Genomic DNA, 19,841 nt, shown 5'->3' with positions numbered 1-19,841 from the left:
TAAGTACAGATACGATTGGTTTGTTTGGTTTGCTGGTTTCCTGGTCGACGTTAATGGGACGATTGTCGTTATTAGGATTACCAGGTGTTACTAACCGTTTATTTTCATATTTCAGAGATTCAAAAAGCGGACACAATGGGTTTTTGCGTATTGCCCTGCTTTTCCATATTGTTGGCCTGATTCTATTTCTTTGTGCTTTTGTGCTTTTAAAACCTTATCTGGTTGAAACAAATATAGAAGATTCCCCTTTATTTGTTGAATACCTTTACTTGCTGGTTCCACTAACCATTGCCACAATGGTTTTCACCTTTCTCGATGCATTTAATAAAATGCTTTATGATGCAGTTTTTGGCACCTTTTTGCAGGAATTTCTTCAACGGGTTTTGATATTTGGAGTTACTCTGTTGTTTGTTTTTAAGCTCATCAGCCTCGAACAATTAATTATTAGTTATGCAGTGGCAATTTCACTCAAAGCACTAATAATAATTTTTTTCCTGCTCAGGAAAAAGGAAATAAAGGTGAAGCCACCCAACCGGCGCGTTGGGAAAAATATGCAAAAGGAAATTGTTAATGTTGCTTTGTTTTCGTTAATAACCGGTTTGGGGTCAATGATTGTATTCAACATTGATAAAATCATAATCAACCAGATGCTCGATTTGTCAAACACCGGAGTTTATACAATTGCATTTTATTTTGGTTCACTGGTTGTAATGCCCTCAAGAACATTGTTGAAAATTTCAGGAACACTCATCGCCGATGCATGGAGGAAGGATGACATAAAAACGATTGAGGAAATTTATTATAAAAGCTGTTTGAACCAGTTAATTATTGGTGGTTTTTTGTTTTTAGGAATCTGGGCCAATATTGACAATATCCTGGTCATACTTGGTGATGATTATTCGGGAGCCAAATGGGTAATATTTTTTATTGGGCTGGGGTATTTGTTTGATATGATTACCGGGGCAAATGGCCAAATTATAGCTTTCTCTAAATACTACCGTGTTAATTTGGTTTTTGTTTCATTACTTATTGCTTTGGTAATTACTTTAATGTATTTACTGATACCCCTTTGGGGCATTTCAGGAGCAGCTATCGCAATCGCCTCATCGTTAATGTTGAATAATTTGATGCGTTATATTTTTCTTTTCTGGAAATATAAAATGCAGCCATTTAACTGGAAGTTTCCGGCAATTATTGGATTTTATGTTTTAGTATATTTTGTATTGCAATTGATCCCGGAATTTCCATTAATAATCGATTTATTTGTGCGGGGCGGGTTGATAGTGTTATTAACATTGATTTTTATATTATTTTTCCCGGTTTCAGAAGATATTGCAAATATTCTCAATTCATTTAAAAAATTGTTTGATAAAAATTAAAACATTTTATGTTAAAGCTGAATCCTTTTTTGAGAAGAGTTTTTAAAACTTACGGTGAACCTGCCTCAAAAGAATATAATATGCCACTATTTGTTACTGGTTGCATGAGAAGTGGTACAACTTTGTTGGTTGATAAATTATCCTCTCATCCTCAATTACTCAAGATTGGAGTAGAACTAAATGATGCCTGGACTAAAATAGGTGGGGCAAGTATAAAGGGTCATTGCGATTATAAAAATGCTACTGATGCCAGTGGATATTATACGTATCAGATGACAAATTATTTTTCGGATTTTATCCATGAAAGCAAAACATTAAAAAGACATCTGATGCGTACCAGTTCAAAATTAAATTACAAAACAGGAAGAATTTTTTATGACTGGGCGAACATCATTCCGGTAAATAAATCACCCCATCTGATGAATAAGCTAGGCTATGTTAACAGATTATTCCCACAATCGAAATTTATTATAATTATTCGCGATATATATGGGCATTCGGCAAGTATGAAACACCATTTTTTAAAAATGCATAAAACAAAGTCATTACTTTACTATAAGCCAAATGAACAAAATGCTTGTTGGAGCAATACTTCAAATAAAGACACTATTCCCGGGGTGAAATATTATCCTGAAAATTTTGAGCTTATCCCTGAAATGTGGTTCAAATTAAATATTCTTGCATTGGAAACTGTAAAAGCTTTAGCTGAAAAACAAGTTTTAATTGTTTCTTACGAAAATCTGGTCAATGACCAGGAGACTACCATTAAGCGCATATTCCAATTCCTCAAATTGGATGAAAAGCATGAAAATCATATTGAAAAAATCGCAAAAAGGAAGGTGAATATTATAAACGCCACAACTAAAGGTGAGCCTCTGAAAAAGTGGAAGAATCAATTGACAACAGAAGAAAAGGAGTGTATTAAAAGAACGATATCAAAAAATAAGAAATATTATAAAATAATAGGTGAAGCAATTTCTACTTAGAATGATTGATATAACTACTTACTGTCTAAAATCTATTTATTCATTTTTTTTGTTTAAAGCACATTCAGTATATAAAATTTTTTGGAATTTCTCATCAGAATATTTTTCTGATAATTTTTTTAGTTGTTGAAAATTATGGATGGCCAGGTCTTGTGTTAACGAGACATTATTATTATTATGTATGTCATTTTGAAGATCTTTTATACGATATACTTTAAAACCTTCCATTTTTAGCCAATGTAACATTAAATTTTTTTCGTTTAAATAAACTTTAACCCCTTTCTTGAAAGCCGTAAAAATATTTCCCATTGCCATTTGCCGGTAGCTGTTGATCACTACTGCACTTGCTCTTTCATATAAATTATTGAATTCATCTAAAGGCATAAATTCTTCAATCAAATGAAAATAATTTTTCCCTCTGGTTAGTTTTCTTATTTTTTTTGTATAGTATTTTTCCAACCCATAATTAAAAAGTATAGTAAAATTGAAGTATTGACTATTAGGTTCCTGAACAATTAACTTAATGATATCTATGTGATTGTTGTAAAGGCTTTTGCTATTTCCTGCAATGATAAGTGGAGAAGCTTCACCTTTTTTTAATCTGAAATCAGGAGGTATTGAATCTTTATTGGTGAGGGTAATTGACAGTTGTATAAAATGGGGTAATTTTCCCCAATTTTCAGAAAGAAAACGGTATTCCGTTTCACTGATTCCCAAAAAAAAGTTGATACGGTTTAGTGCTTTTGTAAACTGTGTAATATTTTTCTTTTCCCAAATTTTTTCAAAAATAAGTTTAGCACCCAATGTTTTCCGCGTTGTCTTACTTAAGTATAAAAGTCTTTGCCGATCATATAATTCATGCCCAAAAAAGCGCCAGGCAATTTTAATGTGATCGGGCAGACTTAATGCAATTTTTATTTTTACCGAATCCAAGTCATATAGGACAACCAACTCGGCATTTTGGCAGATGCCGATAACTTCTTCAATATCTTTTTTAGTACCGTTAAGTTGAATAATTCTTTCCCCCGGTTTGCTTTCCGTTCTTTTTTCTGAAAAAATTATTATAGTGTTTTCAAAAAGATCTCCCTCAAATCTATCTGAATTTCTGGTAAAAGTGTGCCCAGTATAGATGTGAACTGTTTTTATGGCTTGTGTCATAACATCTGCTTAAAATTTTTTTGAAAATGTAAAAAATAAAATGGTACTAAAACCTTAAACTAATTTTACAGGTACTAAATCTTTTATTCCTATGGTTCCGGCTTTTGCCTTAAGAAGTTTTTTTTCAACTTTGTCTCCTAATAGCATTTGTACAATTGCTTTAGGGAAATTAACGCCTGCAAGATGCGAGAAAGGGTATTGTCCTCCAAAACGGCAATTCATTTCCAGAATATAAACTTGATTGTTTTTGAAAAAACAATCCACATCTAGGTTTCCTATGTGCCTTGTTTCTTTTGAAAGCTTTTTTCCCAACTCAATCAGTTCTTCATTTTTAATTATTTCGGCGGCATCTGTTTCTCCCGCTCGCATAGCCAATTTTTTTTTGGGGATACAGGCGAGAAAGTTCCCATTCAAATCGTTGAATACATCCAATCCAAATTCACTTCCCGGTAATTTTTCCTGAATAATTACATTTTCAGTTGGAGTATTTTCTGATTCATATTTCAAGTAACTTTCAGCAATTTCCCCTTGGGTTTTTTTGAAAAAAAACTGAAGTTCTTCATCGTTTTCTGCCTGAAAAATTCCAATTGAGCCCATGCCCCAGCGGGGTTTAATAATTAATGGGTAGTTTAATGAATTGTTTTCAATGGCAGCTAGTGCATCTTCAGTCGTAAGAAATGAGGCAGGGGAATGAAATTCGTTTTTAATAAAAGAATTATAGGTCAGCCATTTATCGTTACATATTTGAATAAATTCATAATCGCTAACAATGACAGAAATTCCCTGTTCTGCAAATTTTATTTTGTTTTTAGCTAATACGGGTAAATCTATATCAAATAAGGAAATTACAGCTTTAATATTATTCTCTATACAATAACTGAGCAGAAACTCAATGTAATTATCGTCATATATCAAAGGTGTTATCACTGATTTATCTGCTATTTTCATTGAATAGGTTTCAACACTATTGGCAGCATGCACTTCACCTATATCAATTAATGCTTCTTTAAAATAATTAACCATGTAGGTTCTTCGGCCAACAGAAGTAAGCAAAATGTTCATCATTTTATAAATCTTTTGATGCCATTAAATTAAGAAGACCACCTGTATGCCAAAAAATTACATTGGAGCCAGGTTTAATTTTTCCATTTTGTGCATACGTTTTTAATGCATGGAATGCTTTACCGGTATATGTGGGGTCTAAGATAATCTCTTCGTTTTTGGCTACCCATTTAATGGTATCCAACAATTCGGGGTAGGTTGCTTCATATCCTCCACCAGTCCAGAAATCATCAAATTGAATATCACCTGGCATTTTTATAGGATTACCCAAAAAAGTATTAAGTTTTTCCATACTATCCAGTATTACTTCCTTTCCTCGTATTTTTTTTCGGGCTACTGAAATGCCAATCACCTGACAATCAGGCAAAAATTTACGGACACCAATTTCTATTCCGGCCTGTGTAGTGCCAGTGCCACTTGCAACAAAAAGATAATTAGGTTTGAATTCCCTCAACTGGCCTTTAAGTTCTTTAACTGCATCGTAATAAGCCAGGGAGCCTTCTAAGCAATGGCCACCACCCCAAATATAGAATGGTATATAGCCTTCAATGCTTAAATCAGCCATTGCCTTGTCCATGGCTTCCTTAACTTCTGCTTTATTGACAAATCTTAACTCTGCACCAGTTAATTTTACAACTTTTAGATTTCCCTCGTATCTTTCTGGTTTATTGTCATGAATTATACAAATCAATTTCATTCCCAATTTTGAAGCAAAAAGCGCTGTTGAGCGTAAGTGGTTGGATTGATTGCTTCCGGCAGTAACAATCGCATTGTATTTTTTTTGTATGTCTTCATTAAGAATATAGTTAAGTTTTCGTGCTTTGCTTCCTCCTCCAGGAAATGGATAATAGTCATCGTGCTTTACTCGAATATTAATTCCAAGAATTCTACTAATATTATGAAGAAAGACCACTGGTGTTTTATTCATTTTTCATTATACTTTGTTATTGGCAAATACATATGATATTTAGTTTCTCCATTTAATGAACTTTCAAATTTTTCTTTTATTTCAAATCCCATATTCTTATAGAACTTTAAAAGGTTTAAGTTATTTGCTCTCATTTCTAATAAAATCCCTGCAGAATTATGTGTGGTACAATATTCTATTAATTTGTAAATCATAGATTTTCCGATTCCCAAGTCTTGGGAATTATTATCTACAGCTATTAAGGTAAGATATGTTGCTTGTGGTGCAGAATTAAAATAGAAAGCCACAAAGCCTACAATTGTGTTTTTGTCTTTAGCAAAAATAAAAGATGCATTTGACGATAATTTTTTTGCGTAATCAATTAGATTTTTTCTGTCACTAATCTTTGGGATAAAATAGACATCGAAGTGAGTTAGAATCTCAACAATTTTATCCTCATTAAAAGATTTATCAGAAATTAGATAATCAATCATAACTTTTAATGCAATTCGTAATTCTATTTATAATGGTTAGTGACAATTCCGGATAAATCGGTAAACAAATCACCTCTGCGGCAACTTTCTCTGCAACCGGCAAGTTACTCTGTTTAGCTGAAGGCAACCCGCGGTATATCGGAAACTGACTGATAAGCGGGTAAAAATAACGGCGTCCGTAAATATTATGACGTTTTAGTTCTTCATAAAGTTCATCCCTGGATTTGCCGTATTCGGAAGCATCTACTAAAATCGGGAAATAAGCGTAATTGTGATGTACACCCGGAATATCGTTGAGGAAGCGAATACCCGGTATTCCTTTCAGTTGTTCACGGTAAGCCTCGGCTACAGCTTTCCGGCTGGCAATGTATTGATCTACATATTTTAATTGCAACAACCCGTATGCTGCTTGTATCTCGTTCATTTTTGCATTAATACCCGGTTCTATTACTGTGGTTTCGCCTGCAAAACCAAAATTTTTCAGGTAATCAATACGTTTCTTTGTTTTTTCATCCGGGCAAATAATAGCGCCTCCTTCAATCGTGTTGAAAACTTTGGTTGCATGAAAGCTCAATATGGAAAGATCGCCAAAATTCACGAGAGAAGTACCTTTTACTTTCACTCCAAATGTGTGAGCCGCATCATAAATTAGTTTCAGGCCGTAAATATCGGCTATTTCCTGAAGTCGTTCAAGCTTGCAAGGATTTCCGTACACATGAACCGGCATAATGGCAGTTGTTTGCGGGGTAATGGCTGCTTCTACTTTCTCTGGGTCGAGCGTAAAAGTTTTGGGTTCGATATCCACAAACACAGGCTGAATATTGTTCCACCAAAGGGAGTGAGTAGTGGCTACAAAACTAAAAGGAGTTGTAATTACCTCCCCGGTAATGCGTAAAGCTTGTAAGGCAGTCATCAGCGCCAATGTGCCGTTGGCAAAAAGTGAAATGTGCTTTACCCCGAGGTAATCAGCGAGTGCTTGTTCAAACTGCTGATGAAACGGACCGTTATTTGTGAGTATTTTGCTGTCCCATATTTTTTTCAGATACCTTGAAAATTCTTCCAAAGGAGGTAACGCGGGCTGGGTTACAAAAATTGGTTTATTATTATTTTCCATTCCTGATGCTAACAAATTTTTCAAAGATAATTTTTACATCCCATTTCTTAACGGATTTTAGCAACATTTTTAACAGGCGAAATTTTAAAGTCTCCAACAAAATTTAGCGGGTTCGTGCGGTTAAAGACAAGCATGAAACTGTACTTCCCGTTTTTAGCCGGCGTAAAGTAATCATTCAAATTTAGTGTGTTAATTGCTTTCCATTTTGTATCAGAAATTTTTTTATTCGCTGGTGCAAATTTATAAAAGAGAACTGCCTGATCCATGTTTATTACCGGCAACCCTATTTTATAAGTATTTTCTTTTTTTAAGTCGAATGGTTGAGAAATGTGATGTCCAAAATAGGGCAGTTCTCCTTTGGATGTGCTAAAAAAATCAACTGTTGTGGCCGACAGGCTAAAATTTTCTTTATTTTCAAACTTAAGAAGCAAATCCGAGATATCCATTTCAGGGAATGATAATAAAAGCTGGTTCCTGTTGCAAAATTTTTTTAATTCAATTTCCTCAGCCCTTCGTGGGTTCCTTTCAGGTTTTTTATAAACAGTAATTTCATAGGTGGTTAAATTGCTGTCATTAAAATTAATTTTTAGATAATCTGTACTGTCTGTTTGCGGCAATTCAAAACAAAGAAACGCCAAATCGGAGGTTTTTTTAGCTCTTTTTTGCTTTTTGCCTTTTAAATATCTTCTGCATTCTCTCATTGATTTGAAATTGAAGATTTGCAGTGAATCCACTTCTACCTGCTGCTGTGTACTCACCGGTAAATAAAATAAGGAATCATTCATTTTTTCAAGCATCCTTGAATTATAGGGGTTTACAAATTCCTTTTTATGAGCCTTTTTATTCTTGAGTTTGTCAGATAACATAACCGACCAAATTCGCATTTGTGCATCGAATAAAGGTTCCTGAAATAATTCGTACAAGAATTTCATTTCGTAAATCTGGTACCTCATGTATCCATCTGTTAACCGACTATTACTTTTGTTGTAATAACTCCAGATAGGTGTATCGTAGTATTCCAAACTTGTTTTTAAGCATTCGTATGTTTCATTAAATATTTGCCTTGCCTTTAAATCGTCATCAAAAAAGGTGCAATATTCGTATAATCCGATTAACCCATTAATAAATCCGTTTAACACTTGTTTCGATCTTGTTGAATTGGGATATTCTTCAATCCATGTGCATCCTTCTTTTGTGGTGGAAATTGTCCCACCATCTTTTTGTGGAGAAATTAAAACAAATGCTATTTTTTTTATAATTGGAAGAATTGTTTCATCATCTGTTAAGTCATAATAACGAAGCAAATAGCTTATCGCATATCCTTGTGTCATTCCTGAATACCAAGGGGCTTTTAACCCTCCGTAATTGAAATTATATGGCAGGCCTATTCCTTTACCGTTAAACATAACGTTGACTTTGGAACTATCCTTAAAATAATTAATTTGATTAACACATTTATGGTAATAGGTACTATCCATTGTGTCCAGGTATTTATAATAAGCCATAACTCCGTATCTGGAAACAGATAAAGGGTGATATCCTCTTTTTGATAAAATTATGCCCTTATCGTCAAATGATCGGGTCGATTCGAATTTGGAAATATCGACCCGGTCAGCTTCACAGGTATAGCGCATGAGTTCCTGTGAGTAAATCAATTTTGTAAAAAAGAAGAGAAAAATAAATAGTAATAATCGAAACATATGTATTGATTTTTTTAGTTATAGATTCATTTAGTTACAAGATGAAGGAGAGTATCTTCTTTTTCCGTTCCATTTAACATTCAAAAATAGTACTTTTGACAGTTTGTGAAATAAAGTTTTGAATTTATGCCAAAAATTCTCACCATAGTAGGTGCGCGTCCACAATTTGTTAAAGCAGCAGCTTTAAGCCGGGCTTTAAAAAAACGCAAATTAGAAGAGGTGCTGGTGCATACCGGTCAGCATTTCGACGAAAATATGGCCGAAATATTTTTCCGGCAAATGGAAATTCCCGAACCGAAATACAACCTGGGAATCAATTCACTTGGCCACGGGGCTATGACAGGCAGGATGCTGGAAGAAATTGAAAAAGTTTTGCAGGACGAAAAACCCATGGCTGTTGTGGTTTTCGGAGACACTAACTCCACGCTGGCCGGAGCGCTGGCCGCTGCCAAACTGCATATTCCGGTAGCCCACGTGGAAGCAGGCCTGCGCAGTTTCAACATGAAAATGCCCGAGGAAATCAACCGCATTTTAACCGACCGTATTTCCAACTGGTTGTTTTGTCCTACCGAAACGGCAGTAAAAAACCTGCGCCGCGAGGGATTTGAAAACTTCAATGTAAAAATTGAAAACATCGGCGATGTAATGTTCGATGTGGCGTTATTTTACAGCCAAATTTCGGCTAAACATGCCACCGTGTTAAAAACGCTGGAAAAGGAACCGCGCCCGCTTGTGCTAACAACGCTGCACCGCCAGGAAAATACAGATGATTCAGGTCGTCTCCGATCGATTGTAGAAGCATTAAACGAACTAAATAATGAATTCCGGATTGTGCTGCCGTTGCATCCGCGTACCAAAAAGATTTTGGAACGGGAAAACATCACACTGAACTTTGTACCGTTGGAACCGGTGGGGTATTTCGATATGATTGAACTATTGAAAAACTGCGCCTTTGTGATTACCGACAGTGGCGGACTGCAAAAAGAGGCGTTCTTTTTCAAAAAACAGTGCCTGGTTATTCGCGATGAAACCGAATGGACTGAACTGGTTGATCTAGGCTACAATCATTTGGTGGGAGCCGATAAGCAGCGTATTTTGAAAAAAGCACACGAGATAAAAAATACTAATCCGGGATTCCTGGAAAAACCTTACGGCGAAGGAAATGCCGCAGAAAAAATTGCGTTGTTTTTAAAAGAGATTTAACCGCTATGGCGCAGAGGCGCAAAGAAAATGTAATTGTGAATTCAAAAAAATCTTTGCGTCATAGCGTCTTTGCGGTAAAAAAGGAAATTATGGAAAAAATACACATGTGCGACACCTACGGGCAGTACCTCACCCTGAAAGCCGAAATTGATGCTGCCATGCAGGGGGTGATAAAATCTACCCAATTTATAAAAAGCGGGAAAGTGCTGGAATTTGAAAAGGAACTTTCCAGTTATCTTCAAACCAACGTAATTGCCTGCGGAAACGGTACCGATGCCTTGCAAATTGCTTTTATGGCGCTGGGCCTGCAACCGGGCGACGAGGTGATTACCACGCCATTTACTTTTATTGCCACCGTGGAAGTGTTGGCGCTGCTGGGACTAAAACCTGTTTTTGTCGATGTGCATCCCGGAACGTTCAACTTAAATGTGGCAGAGGCAGAAAAAGTTATCACAAAAAAAACGAAAGCCATTCTTCCGGTGCATCTTTTCGGGCAGTGTGCCCACCTGGAACCAATGCTCAAACTGGCCCAAAAACACAACTTTTTTCTGGTTGAAGATGCCTGCCAGGCACTGGGAACCGATTATCTTTTCAGCGACGGCGCTACAAAAAAAGCTGGCACCATCGGGCATATCGGGTGCAATTCGTTTTTTCCGTCGAAAAACCTGGGGGCATTTGGTGATGGCGGCGCAATTTTTACCGGCGATGAAAAGCTGGCTGCCATCATTCGCTCCATCGCCAATCACGGCATGAAAGCGAAATACCAGTACGAACGTGTTGGGGTAAACTCAAGGCTCGACAGTATTCAGGCAGCGGTCCTGAGTGTGAAATTAAAATACTTCGACAAGCACATCAAAGCCCGGCAAAAGGCAGCGGCTTGGTACGACGAGCATCTGGTAAATATTGAAGAAATTCAACTGCCGCAGAGAGTGAATTACAGTACACACACTTTCCATCAATATACCATTCAAATCAACCGGCGAAACGAGTTGCAGCAATTCCTGAAAGGGAAGGGCATCCCGGCGATGGTTTATTATCCGGGGGTTATTCACTTGCAGAACGCTTACCGGTTTCTGGGATATAAAAAAGGTGATTTCCCGGCAAGCGAAAAGCTAACCGAAACAGTGCTTTCGCTGCCTATGCACACCGAGTTGAAGGAAGAACAGCTGGAATATATAACAAATTCAATAAAAGAGTTTTTCAATGGAGAAATTTAACCGCAAAGGCGCAGAGGCGCGAAGGAATTAATTAAAATTTTTGCGTCATTGCGCCCTTGCGGTGAAAAATATTTATTATGAATAAAAATGAGCTCAATCAGCTTTCAAAAGAAATTCTTGCTTCTGCCATTACAGTTCACAAAGAAATGGGACCTGGCTTACTCGAATCGGTTTATGAACTTTGTTTATTAAAAGAACTCCAATTACGAGGGATTAATGCTGAAAACCAGGTTCTTGTTCCCCTATTCTATAAAGGAGAACAATTAAACAAGGACTTCAGAATTGATATTCTTGTTGAAAAAGAAATTGTAATTGAACTGAAAGCAGTTGATATATTACTGCCTGTTCATGATGCACAAATTATTTCCTATTTAAAGCTGACCAATAAAAAATTAGGATTCCTGATAAACTTTAATGTTCCTTTGCTAAAGGAAGGATTTAATAGGTTTGTAAATAACTTCTAATATGAAAATATAACCGCAAGGACGCAGAGGCGCAAAGAAATATTCCTTAGCGTCATTGCGCCTTTGCGGTGAAAAATAACAAAATGAACAAAATTTTTATCCACGAAACAGCCGTTGTTGATAACGGCACCAAAATTGGCAGCGGCGCCAAAATCTGGCATTTCTGCCATGTGATGGGAACGGCACAAATTGGCGAAAACTGCGTGTTGGGGTAAAATGTTTTTGTTGGAAACAAAGCCGTTTTGGGCAACAACGTAAAAGTGCAGAACTACGTTTCTGTTTACGAAGGCGTGGTTTGCGAAGACGATGTTTTTCTGGGACCATCCCATGGTTTTTACTAACGTGATGAATCCGCGCAGCGCAGTTAACCGGAAAGAAGAATTTAAAACCACCATGGTGAAAAAAGGCGCTACCATTGGCACCAATGCTACCATTGTTTGTGGCATTTTTTTGGGTGAATATTGTTTTATTGGCACCGGTGCCGTAATTACCAAAGATGTAAAACCTCATGCGCTGGTGGTGGGCGTTCCGGCCCGGCAAAAAGGGTGGGTGAGCCGCTCGGGGGCAATTCTCGGCGATGACCTGGTTTGCCCCGAAACCGGAGAAAAGTATATCTTAGCCGATGGATTTTTGAAACTTTTATAACGAGGAAGAATTAACCGCAAAGACGCTGAGACGCAAGGGAAAATTTTAAATCTTTACGCCCTTGCGCCTTAGCGGTGAAAATACTTAAATATGAAACGATTTGCATTGATAGGGTCGGCAGGTTACATTGCCGATCGCCACATGAAAGCGATAAAAGAAACCGGGAATGAACTGGTTTGCGCTACCGACCGGTTTGATGTTATGGGTAGGATGGACAGCTATTTTCCCGATGCCGGGTTTTTCCTGGAGATTGAAAACATGGATTAAAAGGCGATTACCACCCGTTTCTGAAAAATGCCTGAAGGTTACTTCCCGGCAAGTTCGATAAACTTTTTTGCCAGGTTTCTCCGGGAAAATTTTTCAAAAGCTGATGATTTCACCTGAAGTTTTCCTTCAATGAAAAGGTTGAAGTAATTTTCAAGCGCTTTTTTTATACCTGCGGAGCCATTAAAATCAAATGCTATCCCAGTCTTTGTTTCGTTCAGAATATCGACGAAGTCGGAGTCGGTGGGACCGATTGCCAGAATAGGCCGTTTCAGTGCCATGTATTCGTACATTTTACCGGGCAAAATTCCGCGGGCGTTGGGCGCATCGTTAATGGGCAGCAACAAAACTTGCGATTTGGCCAGTTCCTTCAATCCTTTTTTGTGCGGGAGGTGTTCTGTTTGCTCCAGGTTTTCCTTTAACCCATTTTTTTCAATGTCCTGAATAACAGAATTGTCGGTCTGACCAATCAGCCGGATGCGAAGTTTTTCTTTAAATGTTTTGTTTTCTTCAGCAAGTTTGCCGAGTACCTTCCAAAGTGCTTTGGGATTCCGGTCGCGGTTAAATGCACCAAAATTTGCAATAGAGAAAAAGTTTTCAGGCGAATTTGAAATTCCTTCAAAATCACCAGGGTCGAAGCCGTTATGAATAACTTCCACCTTTTTCCCGGGGATTTTACTTAAATCTTTCGCGCAATTCGGACTTACCGTCACCACATGGTCGGCTTTTTGAAGAACTTTTAACTCAAGCTTCCGGTGTTTTTTATCGCCCCATTTGGTTAAGCGCAATTTGTTATAAAAATCAATATCGGTCCAGGGGTCGCGGAAATCAGCAATCCACTGTATGTCAAATTTTTTTTTCAACCTAAGTGCAATCAGGTGCATGCTATGCGGCGGTCCGGTGGAAACAATCAGGTCAACCGGATTTTCGTTCAGGTAATTAGTAAGAAATTTTACCGAGGGGTTTATCCAGAATTTACGTGGATCGGGAATCAGAAAGTTGCCCCGGATAAAAACCGACAGTTTGCTTTTCCAGTCACCCGATGAAGCTTCCGAGATGTATCCGGCTTTGAATTTTTCACCCCTCTTTTTCCCGGTTAGTTTTCTGAAAACCTCATAGGGTTCCCATATCGGTGTTTTTAAAACTTCTGTTTGGGGATGAATCTCTTCGGACAAACTTTCGTCAACCACCGAAGCATCGGGGTTTTCAGGGGTGTAAATTATCGGTTTCCAGCCCAGTTCAGGCAGGTATTTCGACATTTTCAGCCAGCGCATGACTCCGCCACCACCACTTGGCGGCCAGTAGTAGGTTATGATTAAAACTTTCTTCATAATTACGCTGACTTGTTAAAAATCCCCCGGTGCAACGAAAAACCGCGAAGGAGGAGGCAGAGAAAAAAAATAAAACTCTGCCCCAAATCACCCGCGCGGGAAATATTATGATTTGACATTCATACCCTCATGGATTGCAATATCAGCCAATAGTTTATCGGATGTGAGAAAAATATCTATATCCTCTTTTATGTTTAAAGCTGATGCCAACTGGATTGAATCCAAAGTCCTCAGTCCGTTCTTCCAGTATTTTCCGATTAGAGTTTTTGCTAATATTTTCAAATTATTACTTTGCGAAACAAACTTGTATTTTACTGAATCTTTTTCAAACTTCTCAATGGTTATTTTTGCAAGTTTTTCATCAATTCATCTGTGCCTTCTTCCTTGTGATACAATTTGAATAAAGCTGATGTATCAAAATACAAATTCATACCGCTTCACGTCTATCTTCAATTACTTCTTCGGAAAAGGAAGTTTTGCAATCTTTCAGCAATTCCTGAGTTTCCAGGAAAGAGAAATCGGAAAGGGTTAAAACATCATTGTTTTCTTCTTCAAAAGAAACAGTAACCTTAACCGGTTTTGTAAATTTAACCGGTTTGTCCAGCTTGAGCCTTCCCTTGTAATATGTTCCTGTTAATGTAGGCATACCTGATTTTTTTCTGATATAAAGTTATAACTTTTCAAACAATTTCCGCATGCTTACCTTTTCGCCAATGATTTTTCCCAATTCAGCGATGGCCACCCGTTCCTGTTCCATGCTGTCGCGGTAGCGAATGGTAACCGTTCCATCTTCGGTTGTTTGATGATCCACTGTTACGCAGAAAGGTGTTCCAATGGCATCTTGCCGACGGTAGCGTTTCCCGATGGAGTCTTTTTCGTCGTACCGGCAGTTGAAATCAAACTTCAGTTTGTCGATTATCTCCCGTGCTTTTTCGGGCAGTCCGTCTTTTTTTATTAGTGGCATCACGGCCAGTTTTACAGGGGCCAGTACCGGCGGGAGTTTCAGCACCACGCGCGAATCTTTTTTCAGTTCTTCTTCGCAGTAAGCCGCCGAAATCACCTGCAAAAACATGCGGTCAACACCAATGGAAGTTTCCACCACGTACGGAACATACGACTCGTTCAGTTCCGGGTCGAAATAGCGGATTTTCTTGCCAGAATATTTTTCGTGTTGCGCCAAATCGAAATCAGTTCGAGAGTGAATTCCCTCCACCTCTTTAAAACCAAACGGGAATTTGTATTCCACATCAACTGCTGCGTTGGCGTAGTGCGCCAGTTTTTCGTGTTCGTGGAAGCGGTAATTTTCCTCACCAAAACCAAGTGCCTGGTGCCATTTCATGCGGGTTTCCTTCCATTTTTCAAACCAGTCGAGCTCGGTTCCGGGGCGCACAAAAAACTGCATTTCCATCTGCTCAAATTCGCGCATACGGAAAATAAACTGCCGGGCCACAATTTCGTTGCGAAAAGCTTTTCCAATCTGGGCAATGCCAAACGGGATTTTCATGCGCCCGCTTTTTTGCACGTTCATGTAGTTTACAAAAATTCCCTGGGCCGTTTCGGGGCGGAGGTATATTTTGGAAGATCCGTCGGATGTGGAACCTATTTCGGTGGAAAACATGAGGTTGAACTGGCGCACATCGGTCCAGTTGCGCGAACCGGAAACCGGGCAAACAATTCCCTCGTCTTCAATAATCTGTTTGAGTTCTTTCAGGTCGTTGTCGTTCAGCGCTTTTGCAAAACGTTCGTGCAAATCGTCGTATTTTTTCTGGTTGGCCAAAACCCGCGGGTTGGTTTCCCTGAATTGCTGTTCATCAAAAGCATCGCCAAATCGTTTTTGCGCTTTGGTAATTTCTTTATCGATTTTTGCTTCGTATTTGGCCAGTTGATCTTCAATCAGCACATCGGCGCGGTAGCGTTTTTTCGAATCTTTGTTGTCGATGAGCGGATCGTTAAATGCATCCACATGTCCCGATGCTTTCCAGGTAGTGGGGTGCATAAAGATAGCTGAATCGAGGCCCACCACGTTTTCGTGCAACAAAACCATGCTGTCCCACCAGTATTTTTTGATGTTGTTTTTCAACTCTACGCCATATTGTCCGTAATCGTAAACAGCGCTCAGCCCGTCGTAAATTTCGCTCGACTGAAATACGTAGCCGTATTCTTTGCAGTGCGCTACCAGCTTTTTGAAAATATCTTCCTGTGCCATTTATTTATTTTTCAGAATGAATTAAGCGACAAAAATAGAATTTAATCGGATGTTGCGAAAAAATGGAGGTGATGAAAGCGCTGAAGTAAATTAATCCACTTCTTCAAAGTCAACATATTCACCGTCTTTTTGGTTGTGGTTTCGGTCCCTTTTTTTGTCGTATTCTATGGTTACATCCCCTTCGCCACGGTTGGGGTGTTGCTGCTGCTTTTGTTGTTCGCGCATTTTATGCTGCATGTCCTTAATTTTTTTGTTCAGAATTAAAGGTAGCACATACCTTGTGAATAAACGGACCGCAAAATATACAGCGGCAATTATTACCAGTGTCCTGATAAATCCTACAATATATAAATGAATGAAAAGCTCCATAACTGTTTTTGTTTCTAAGTATCAAATAACAAATTAATACCGAGGCACAAATTTAAATGTTTTGCGGCAGCTGGTTGAATAATTCCTGAAATATTATTGGTTGAAAAGAAGATTTGAAATTTCCCGGAGGTGTGGCTTATTCCAAGGCCGGGCCAAACAGCCGAAAAGTTATACAACGAGAACCCCCCGGAAAGGGTTGTTTTGTCGCTTAACTTTGATTGTACGAATGCGGAAAACAGGTTTCGCGGCCGCTCACGAAAATAGCTGAACTGGTTGTTGATGCCGGCGCTCAGCGTTTCTGAAAAATTAAATTTGCCTGAAACGTTTAGTTTAACGGGCAGAAGGACTAAACTTCTGGATGCGGCATCCTCAACATCGATAATGTAAGAAGCTGAATCGCCAAATGCTATCAGTGCTTCGCGGGGTTCAATGTATTTATTTTCGCCCGGCGAGTGCGACTGGTAAAGCTGGAATTCCGAATAGCGTGCTGCCCTTGAAAATTCAACCTCGAAAGCGTTGTGTTTAAAGGTTGTTAATCCGGCATCGAGCAGGCTGAATGAAAATTCGAAAGATTTATTGGGTCGGAATACAGCGCCAAAATCGAGAGCAAAACCCATATTGCGTGGCTGGAAAAAATAATCGCCCGGGAATATGTTGGCCGTGAAACTGGAAAAGTTATACAAATCATTTCGGTTATGCGTGAAAGGACCTGCCAATTTGAAAGTCCCCTCGGGTTTTATTAGAAGCTGCTTTCTTGCTTCATCAGTTTCAACTGATAATTGCACTCCGCGGGCATCAAAATAAATACGTCCGAAAAGTAATTTGGGGCGAATGCCAATGTCCAAACCGCTCCAAACTCTTTTTGATATACCGAATGCGAGTTCGCGAAAATGCTGAAATTGAAAATCTCCCTGGCCGAAATATTTGTCAGTGCCGTAATAGGCCATTGTGCCATCGCGTATGAGCTTAACAATATCGCGGTCCAAAGTGCCAGCAGATAAAAATCGTTCAGAAACTGATAAGCTGAAGGTGAAATTGTTGTGATTGAGGCTGGCATAAAAAACCGAGGCCCTGGCAGAAGCATCAACTTTCCCCTGTGGGGCAAGTTCATCGTAAAGTTTGCTGAAACTGTAGCTGAACCCGTCGGAAAAGAACGAGTTGACAGGCACATTGGCGTTCCAGTTACCGTAAATTCCTGAAAAAAGCGGTACGCCCAGAACGAGCTTGTCGGTTTCGTTGATATGGGCCGGGTTAAAAAGTGACGTTTGTGAAATTCCGGGCAATAAAAAATGGGGGACTGTTTCCTGTCCTTTTAATTTCTGGCAAAAAGACAAAAAAAGTACAATTACTAATATCCCTGCTCTTTTCAATCCCGGACTCTTCATCAGGTAGAATTATTCTGTGGGTGCAAAATTAGTTTATATCTGCGATAAAACGGCACCAAAATGAAAAGACGGTTAAAACCGCCTTTTTATTGCAGAAGTAATCTTTGAATACTATTTTTTCTAACATAAACTTTTCTGCTTTGTGTGAAACCCCAGTTAAAAATACTCCTCAACCAGTTGATTTAATCGGTAAAAGTCAGGGAATGAACTTTCAGATGAAATTTTCAGTCAGGGAGAATGATGGTTTTAAATTCAAACCAAATACATTTGTTGTGGTTTAATATATTTTAACGTAAGGCAAAGCGGTTCACAATTACGCATATCGGGTAATATTATTAATTTTGTCGGTTCAAAATAAAAATTATCTGATTGAAATTCATTCAGGTTAATAAAGGAGAAAAGATATGAATTGGAAAAAAATTTGGATAGGAGCACTGATTATTGTGGTTGCAGGGATGGGTTTTTACAGCTTCAACCGCGATCAGAAAAACTTTGAAATTGCCAAAAACCTCGAGATATATTACAACCTGTTCAGGGAATTGAATATGTTTTATGTTGACGATGTGGACCCCAGCAAACTGGTAAAAACAAGTATCGACGAAATGCTTAGTTCGCTCGATCCGTACACCAATTTTATTTCGGAAGATCAGATGGAAGATTTCCGTTTTCAGACCACCGGGGAATATGCCGGAATTGGCGCGTTAATAGGCCTGCAGAAAGGTGAAATTGTAATTTCAGAACCGTACGAAGGGTTTCCGGCACAGAAATTTGGACTGAAGGCCGGCGATGTAATCCTGGAGGTTGAAGGAAAATCAACCGAAGACATGACCACGGAAGATGTGAGCAACCTGCTGCGAGGACCTGCCAATAAACCGGTGAAAATTAAGTTGCAGCGCCCCGGACAGAAAAAGCCTTTTGTAGTGGAAGTTGTGCGCGAAAAAGTTAATATTGATGCCGTCCCTTATTACGGAATGCTGGATGGTAATACTGCTTACATACGCCTGTCGAGTTTTACAGCCAATTGCAGCGAAGAAGTGAAAACAGCATTTCTTGAACTGAAAAAGAATGACCCGGAAGCATTTGTTCTTGATTTGCGTGGAAACGGCGGCGGGCTGCTTCAGGAAGCTGTGAAGATTGTAAATATGTTTGTTCCGGAAGGCGAAGAAATTGTGAGTACCAAAGGGAAAGTAAAACAATGGGACAAAACCTATACTGCCACTTCAGCACCGCTCGACACAACCATTCGCATTGCCGTGCTAACTAACCGTAATTCAGCATCAGCTTCCGAAATTGTAGCAGGTGCAATACAGGATCTCGACCGCGGAATTATAATTGGCACGCGAACCTTTGGGAAAGGGCTGGTACAAACCACCCGCGACCTGGATTACAACACTAAACTGAAAGTTACCACTGCCAAATATTACATCCCCAGCGGACGCTGCATCCAGGCACTCGATTACTCGCACCGCAACGAAGACGGAAGCGTTGGGCATGTTCCCGATTCGCTTATTTCGGAGTTTACAACTAAAAATGGCCGTAAAGTTTACGACGGTGGCGGAATTGTGCCGGACGTTGTTGTTGAACCCGTTCAACTGAGCAACCTTAGTGTGGCTTTGCTGACCAATTTCGTGGTTTTCGATTTTGCCACATTGTATTCAAATGAAAATGAATCGATTGCCGGGCCGGAGGATTTTTATATTTCGGATGATATTTACAACCAGTTTGCTGATTTTGTTAAAGAACAGGATTTCGAATACGAATCGGAGTCGCTACATGAACTGGAAGAGCTGATTGACGCTGCTAAAAAAGAGAAATATTATACACTTGCCGAAGATGAATTTGAATCGATGAAGGCAACTCTTGAACCGAACCTTGATAAGGATTTAAACGAATTTAACGAAGAGATTGAGAGCCTGCTCGAAAATGAAATTGTATCGAGGTATTACTACCAAAGAGG

At 38.8% G+C, this 19,841-nt stretch carries 20 protein-coding genes; 9 read left to right on the top strand and 11 right to left on the bottom strand.

The features are described from left to right. The coding region (locus ACTCNA_RS13630) for a lipopolysaccharide biosynthesis protein (RefSeq protein ID WP_462948476.1) at positions 1–1,379 on the top strand (1,379 nt) is incomplete at its 5' end. A gap of 8 nt (positions 1,380–1,387) precedes the next feature. Then, on the top strand, positions 1,388–2,365 hold the full coding sequence (locus ACTCNA_RS13625; protein WP_462948475.1) for a sulfotransferase family protein: 978 nt from the start codon (positions 1,388–1,390) through the stop codon (positions 2,363–2,365). A 36-nt stretch (positions 2,366–2,401) separates the two neighbouring features. Here the strand turns inward: ACTCNA_RS13625 and ACTCNA_RS13620 are convergent, their stop codons facing one another. The 6 genes from ACTCNA_RS13620 to ACTCNA_RS13595 are packed head-to-tail and all read right to left on the bottom strand — an operon-like array spanning position 2,402 to position 8,578. Then, entirely contained in the window at positions 2,402–3,523 is a 1,122-nt protein-coding gene (locus ACTCNA_RS13620) for a hypothetical protein (RefSeq protein ID WP_462948474.1), read from the bottom strand. Between the two features lie 54 nt (positions 3,524–3,577). Beyond that, a complete protein-coding gene (locus tag ACTCNA_RS13615; protein WP_462948473.1) occupies positions 3,578–4,588 on the bottom strand; it encodes an ATP-grasp domain-containing protein in 1,011 nt (336 codons plus the stop codon). A 1-nt stretch (position 4,589) separates the two neighbouring features. Continuing rightward, on the bottom strand, positions 4,590–5,513 hold the full coding sequence (locus ACTCNA_RS13610; protein WP_462948472.1) for a 1-aminocyclopropane-1-carboxylate deaminase/D-cysteine desulfhydrase: 924 nt from the start codon (positions 5,511–5,513) through the stop codon (positions 4,590–4,592). Further along, positions 5,510–5,986, bottom strand: a complete 477-nt coding sequence (locus ACTCNA_RS13605) for a GNAT family N-acetyltransferase (protein ID WP_462948471.1) — start codon at positions 5,984–5,986, stop codon at positions 5,510–5,512. Before ACTCNA_RS13605 ends, ACTCNA_RS13610 begins: the two co-directional genes overlap by 4 nt. Next, a complete protein-coding gene (locus tag ACTCNA_RS13600) occupies positions 5,979–7,124 on the bottom strand; it encodes a DegT/DnrJ/EryC1/StrS family aminotransferase (protein ID WP_462948470.1) in 1,146 nt (381 codons plus the stop codon). The genes ACTCNA_RS13605 and ACTCNA_RS13600 overlap by 8 nt, the downstream gene beginning before the upstream one ends. Before the next feature lie 23 nt (positions 7,125–7,147). Next, positions 7,148–8,578: a D-glucuronyl C5-epimerase family protein gene (locus ACTCNA_RS13595; RefSeq protein WP_462948469.1), complete on the bottom strand. Its 1,431-nt coding sequence runs from the start codon at positions 8,576–8,578 to the stop codon at positions 7,148–7,150. Between the two features lie 348 nt (positions 8,579–8,926). Between ACTCNA_RS13595 and wecB the strand changes: the two genes are divergently transcribed. From wecB to ACTCNA_RS13565, 6 genes are all read left to right on the top strand, one after another. After that, a complete protein-coding gene (gene wecB, locus ACTCNA_RS13590) occupies positions 8,927–10,003 on the top strand; it encodes a non-hydrolyzing UDP-N-acetylglucosamine 2-epimerase (RefSeq protein WP_462948468.1) in 1,077 nt (358 codons plus the stop codon). 89 nt (positions 10,004–10,092) lie between these two features. After that, positions 10,093–11,220 carry a DegT/DnrJ/EryC1/StrS family aminotransferase gene (locus ACTCNA_RS13585; RefSeq protein WP_462948467.1) on the top strand — a complete coding sequence of 376 codons (1,128 nt, stop codon included), beginning with the start codon at positions 10,093–10,095 and terminating at the stop codon, positions 11,218–11,220. A 77-nt stretch (positions 11,221–11,297) separates the two neighbouring features. Then, a complete protein-coding gene (locus tag ACTCNA_RS13580) occupies positions 11,298–11,684 on the top strand; it encodes a GxxExxY protein (protein WP_462948466.1) in 387 nt (128 codons plus the stop codon). 83 nt (positions 11,685–11,767) lie between these two features. After that, entirely contained in the window at positions 11,768–11,899 is a 132-nt protein-coding gene (locus tag ACTCNA_RS13575) for a hypothetical protein (protein ID WP_462948465.1), read from the top strand. 130 nt (positions 11,900–12,029) lie between these two features. Further along, on the top strand, positions 12,030–12,329 hold the full coding sequence (locus tag ACTCNA_RS13570; RefSeq protein WP_462948463.1) for an LbetaH domain-containing protein: 300 nt from the start codon (positions 12,030–12,032) through the stop codon (positions 12,327–12,329). A gap of 90 nt (positions 12,330–12,419) precedes the next feature. After that, positions 12,420–12,596: a hypothetical protein gene (locus ACTCNA_RS13565; RefSeq protein ID WP_462948462.1), complete on the top strand. Its 177-nt coding sequence runs from the start codon at positions 12,420–12,422 to the stop codon at positions 12,594–12,596. 38 nt (positions 12,597–12,634) lie between these two features. Here the strand turns inward: ACTCNA_RS13565 and ACTCNA_RS13560 are convergent, their stop codons facing one another. The 5 genes from ACTCNA_RS13560 to ACTCNA_RS13540 form a co-directional block, all read right to left on the bottom strand. Then, a complete protein-coding gene (locus ACTCNA_RS13560; protein WP_462948461.1) occupies positions 12,635–13,924 on the bottom strand; it encodes a glycosyltransferase family 4 protein in 1,290 nt (429 codons plus the stop codon). A 427-nt stretch (positions 13,925–14,351) separates the two neighbouring features. Beyond that, positions 14,352–14,570 (bottom strand): hypothetical protein, encoded by a 219-nt coding sequence (locus tag ACTCNA_RS13555; protein ID WP_462948460.1) that lies wholly within the window; start codon positions 14,568–14,570, stop codon positions 14,352–14,354. Between the two features lie 24 nt (positions 14,571–14,594). Next, the gene (locus tag ACTCNA_RS13550) at positions 14,595–16,130 is read right to left on the bottom strand and encodes a glycine--tRNA ligase (RefSeq protein ID WP_462948459.1); all 1,536 of its coding nucleotides are present in this window, start codon (positions 16,128–16,130) and stop codon (positions 14,595–14,597) included. Positions 16,131–16,220: 90 nt separating this feature from the next. Beyond that, a complete protein-coding gene (locus ACTCNA_RS13545; RefSeq protein ID WP_462948458.1) occupies positions 16,221–16,499 on the bottom strand; it encodes a DUF4834 family protein in 279 nt (92 codons plus the stop codon). 14 nt (positions 16,500–16,513) lie between these two features. Beyond that, positions 16,514–17,884, bottom strand: a complete 1,371-nt coding sequence (locus ACTCNA_RS13540; protein ID WP_462948457.1) for a DUF5723 family protein — start codon at positions 17,882–17,884, stop codon at positions 16,514–16,516. Positions 17,885–18,288: 404 nt separating this feature from the next. Here ACTCNA_RS13540 and ACTCNA_RS13535 point away from each other — a divergent pair. Continuing rightward, positions 18,289–19,841: S41 family peptidase (locus ACTCNA_RS13535; protein WP_462948456.1), on the top strand; the 1,553-nt coding region annotated here is incomplete at its 3' end.

The organism is Tangfeifania sp. (assembly GCF_055108615.1).
The sequence above is the reverse complement of the archived record's forward strand: the minus strand, read 5'-3'. Positions and strand labels throughout refer to the sequence as shown.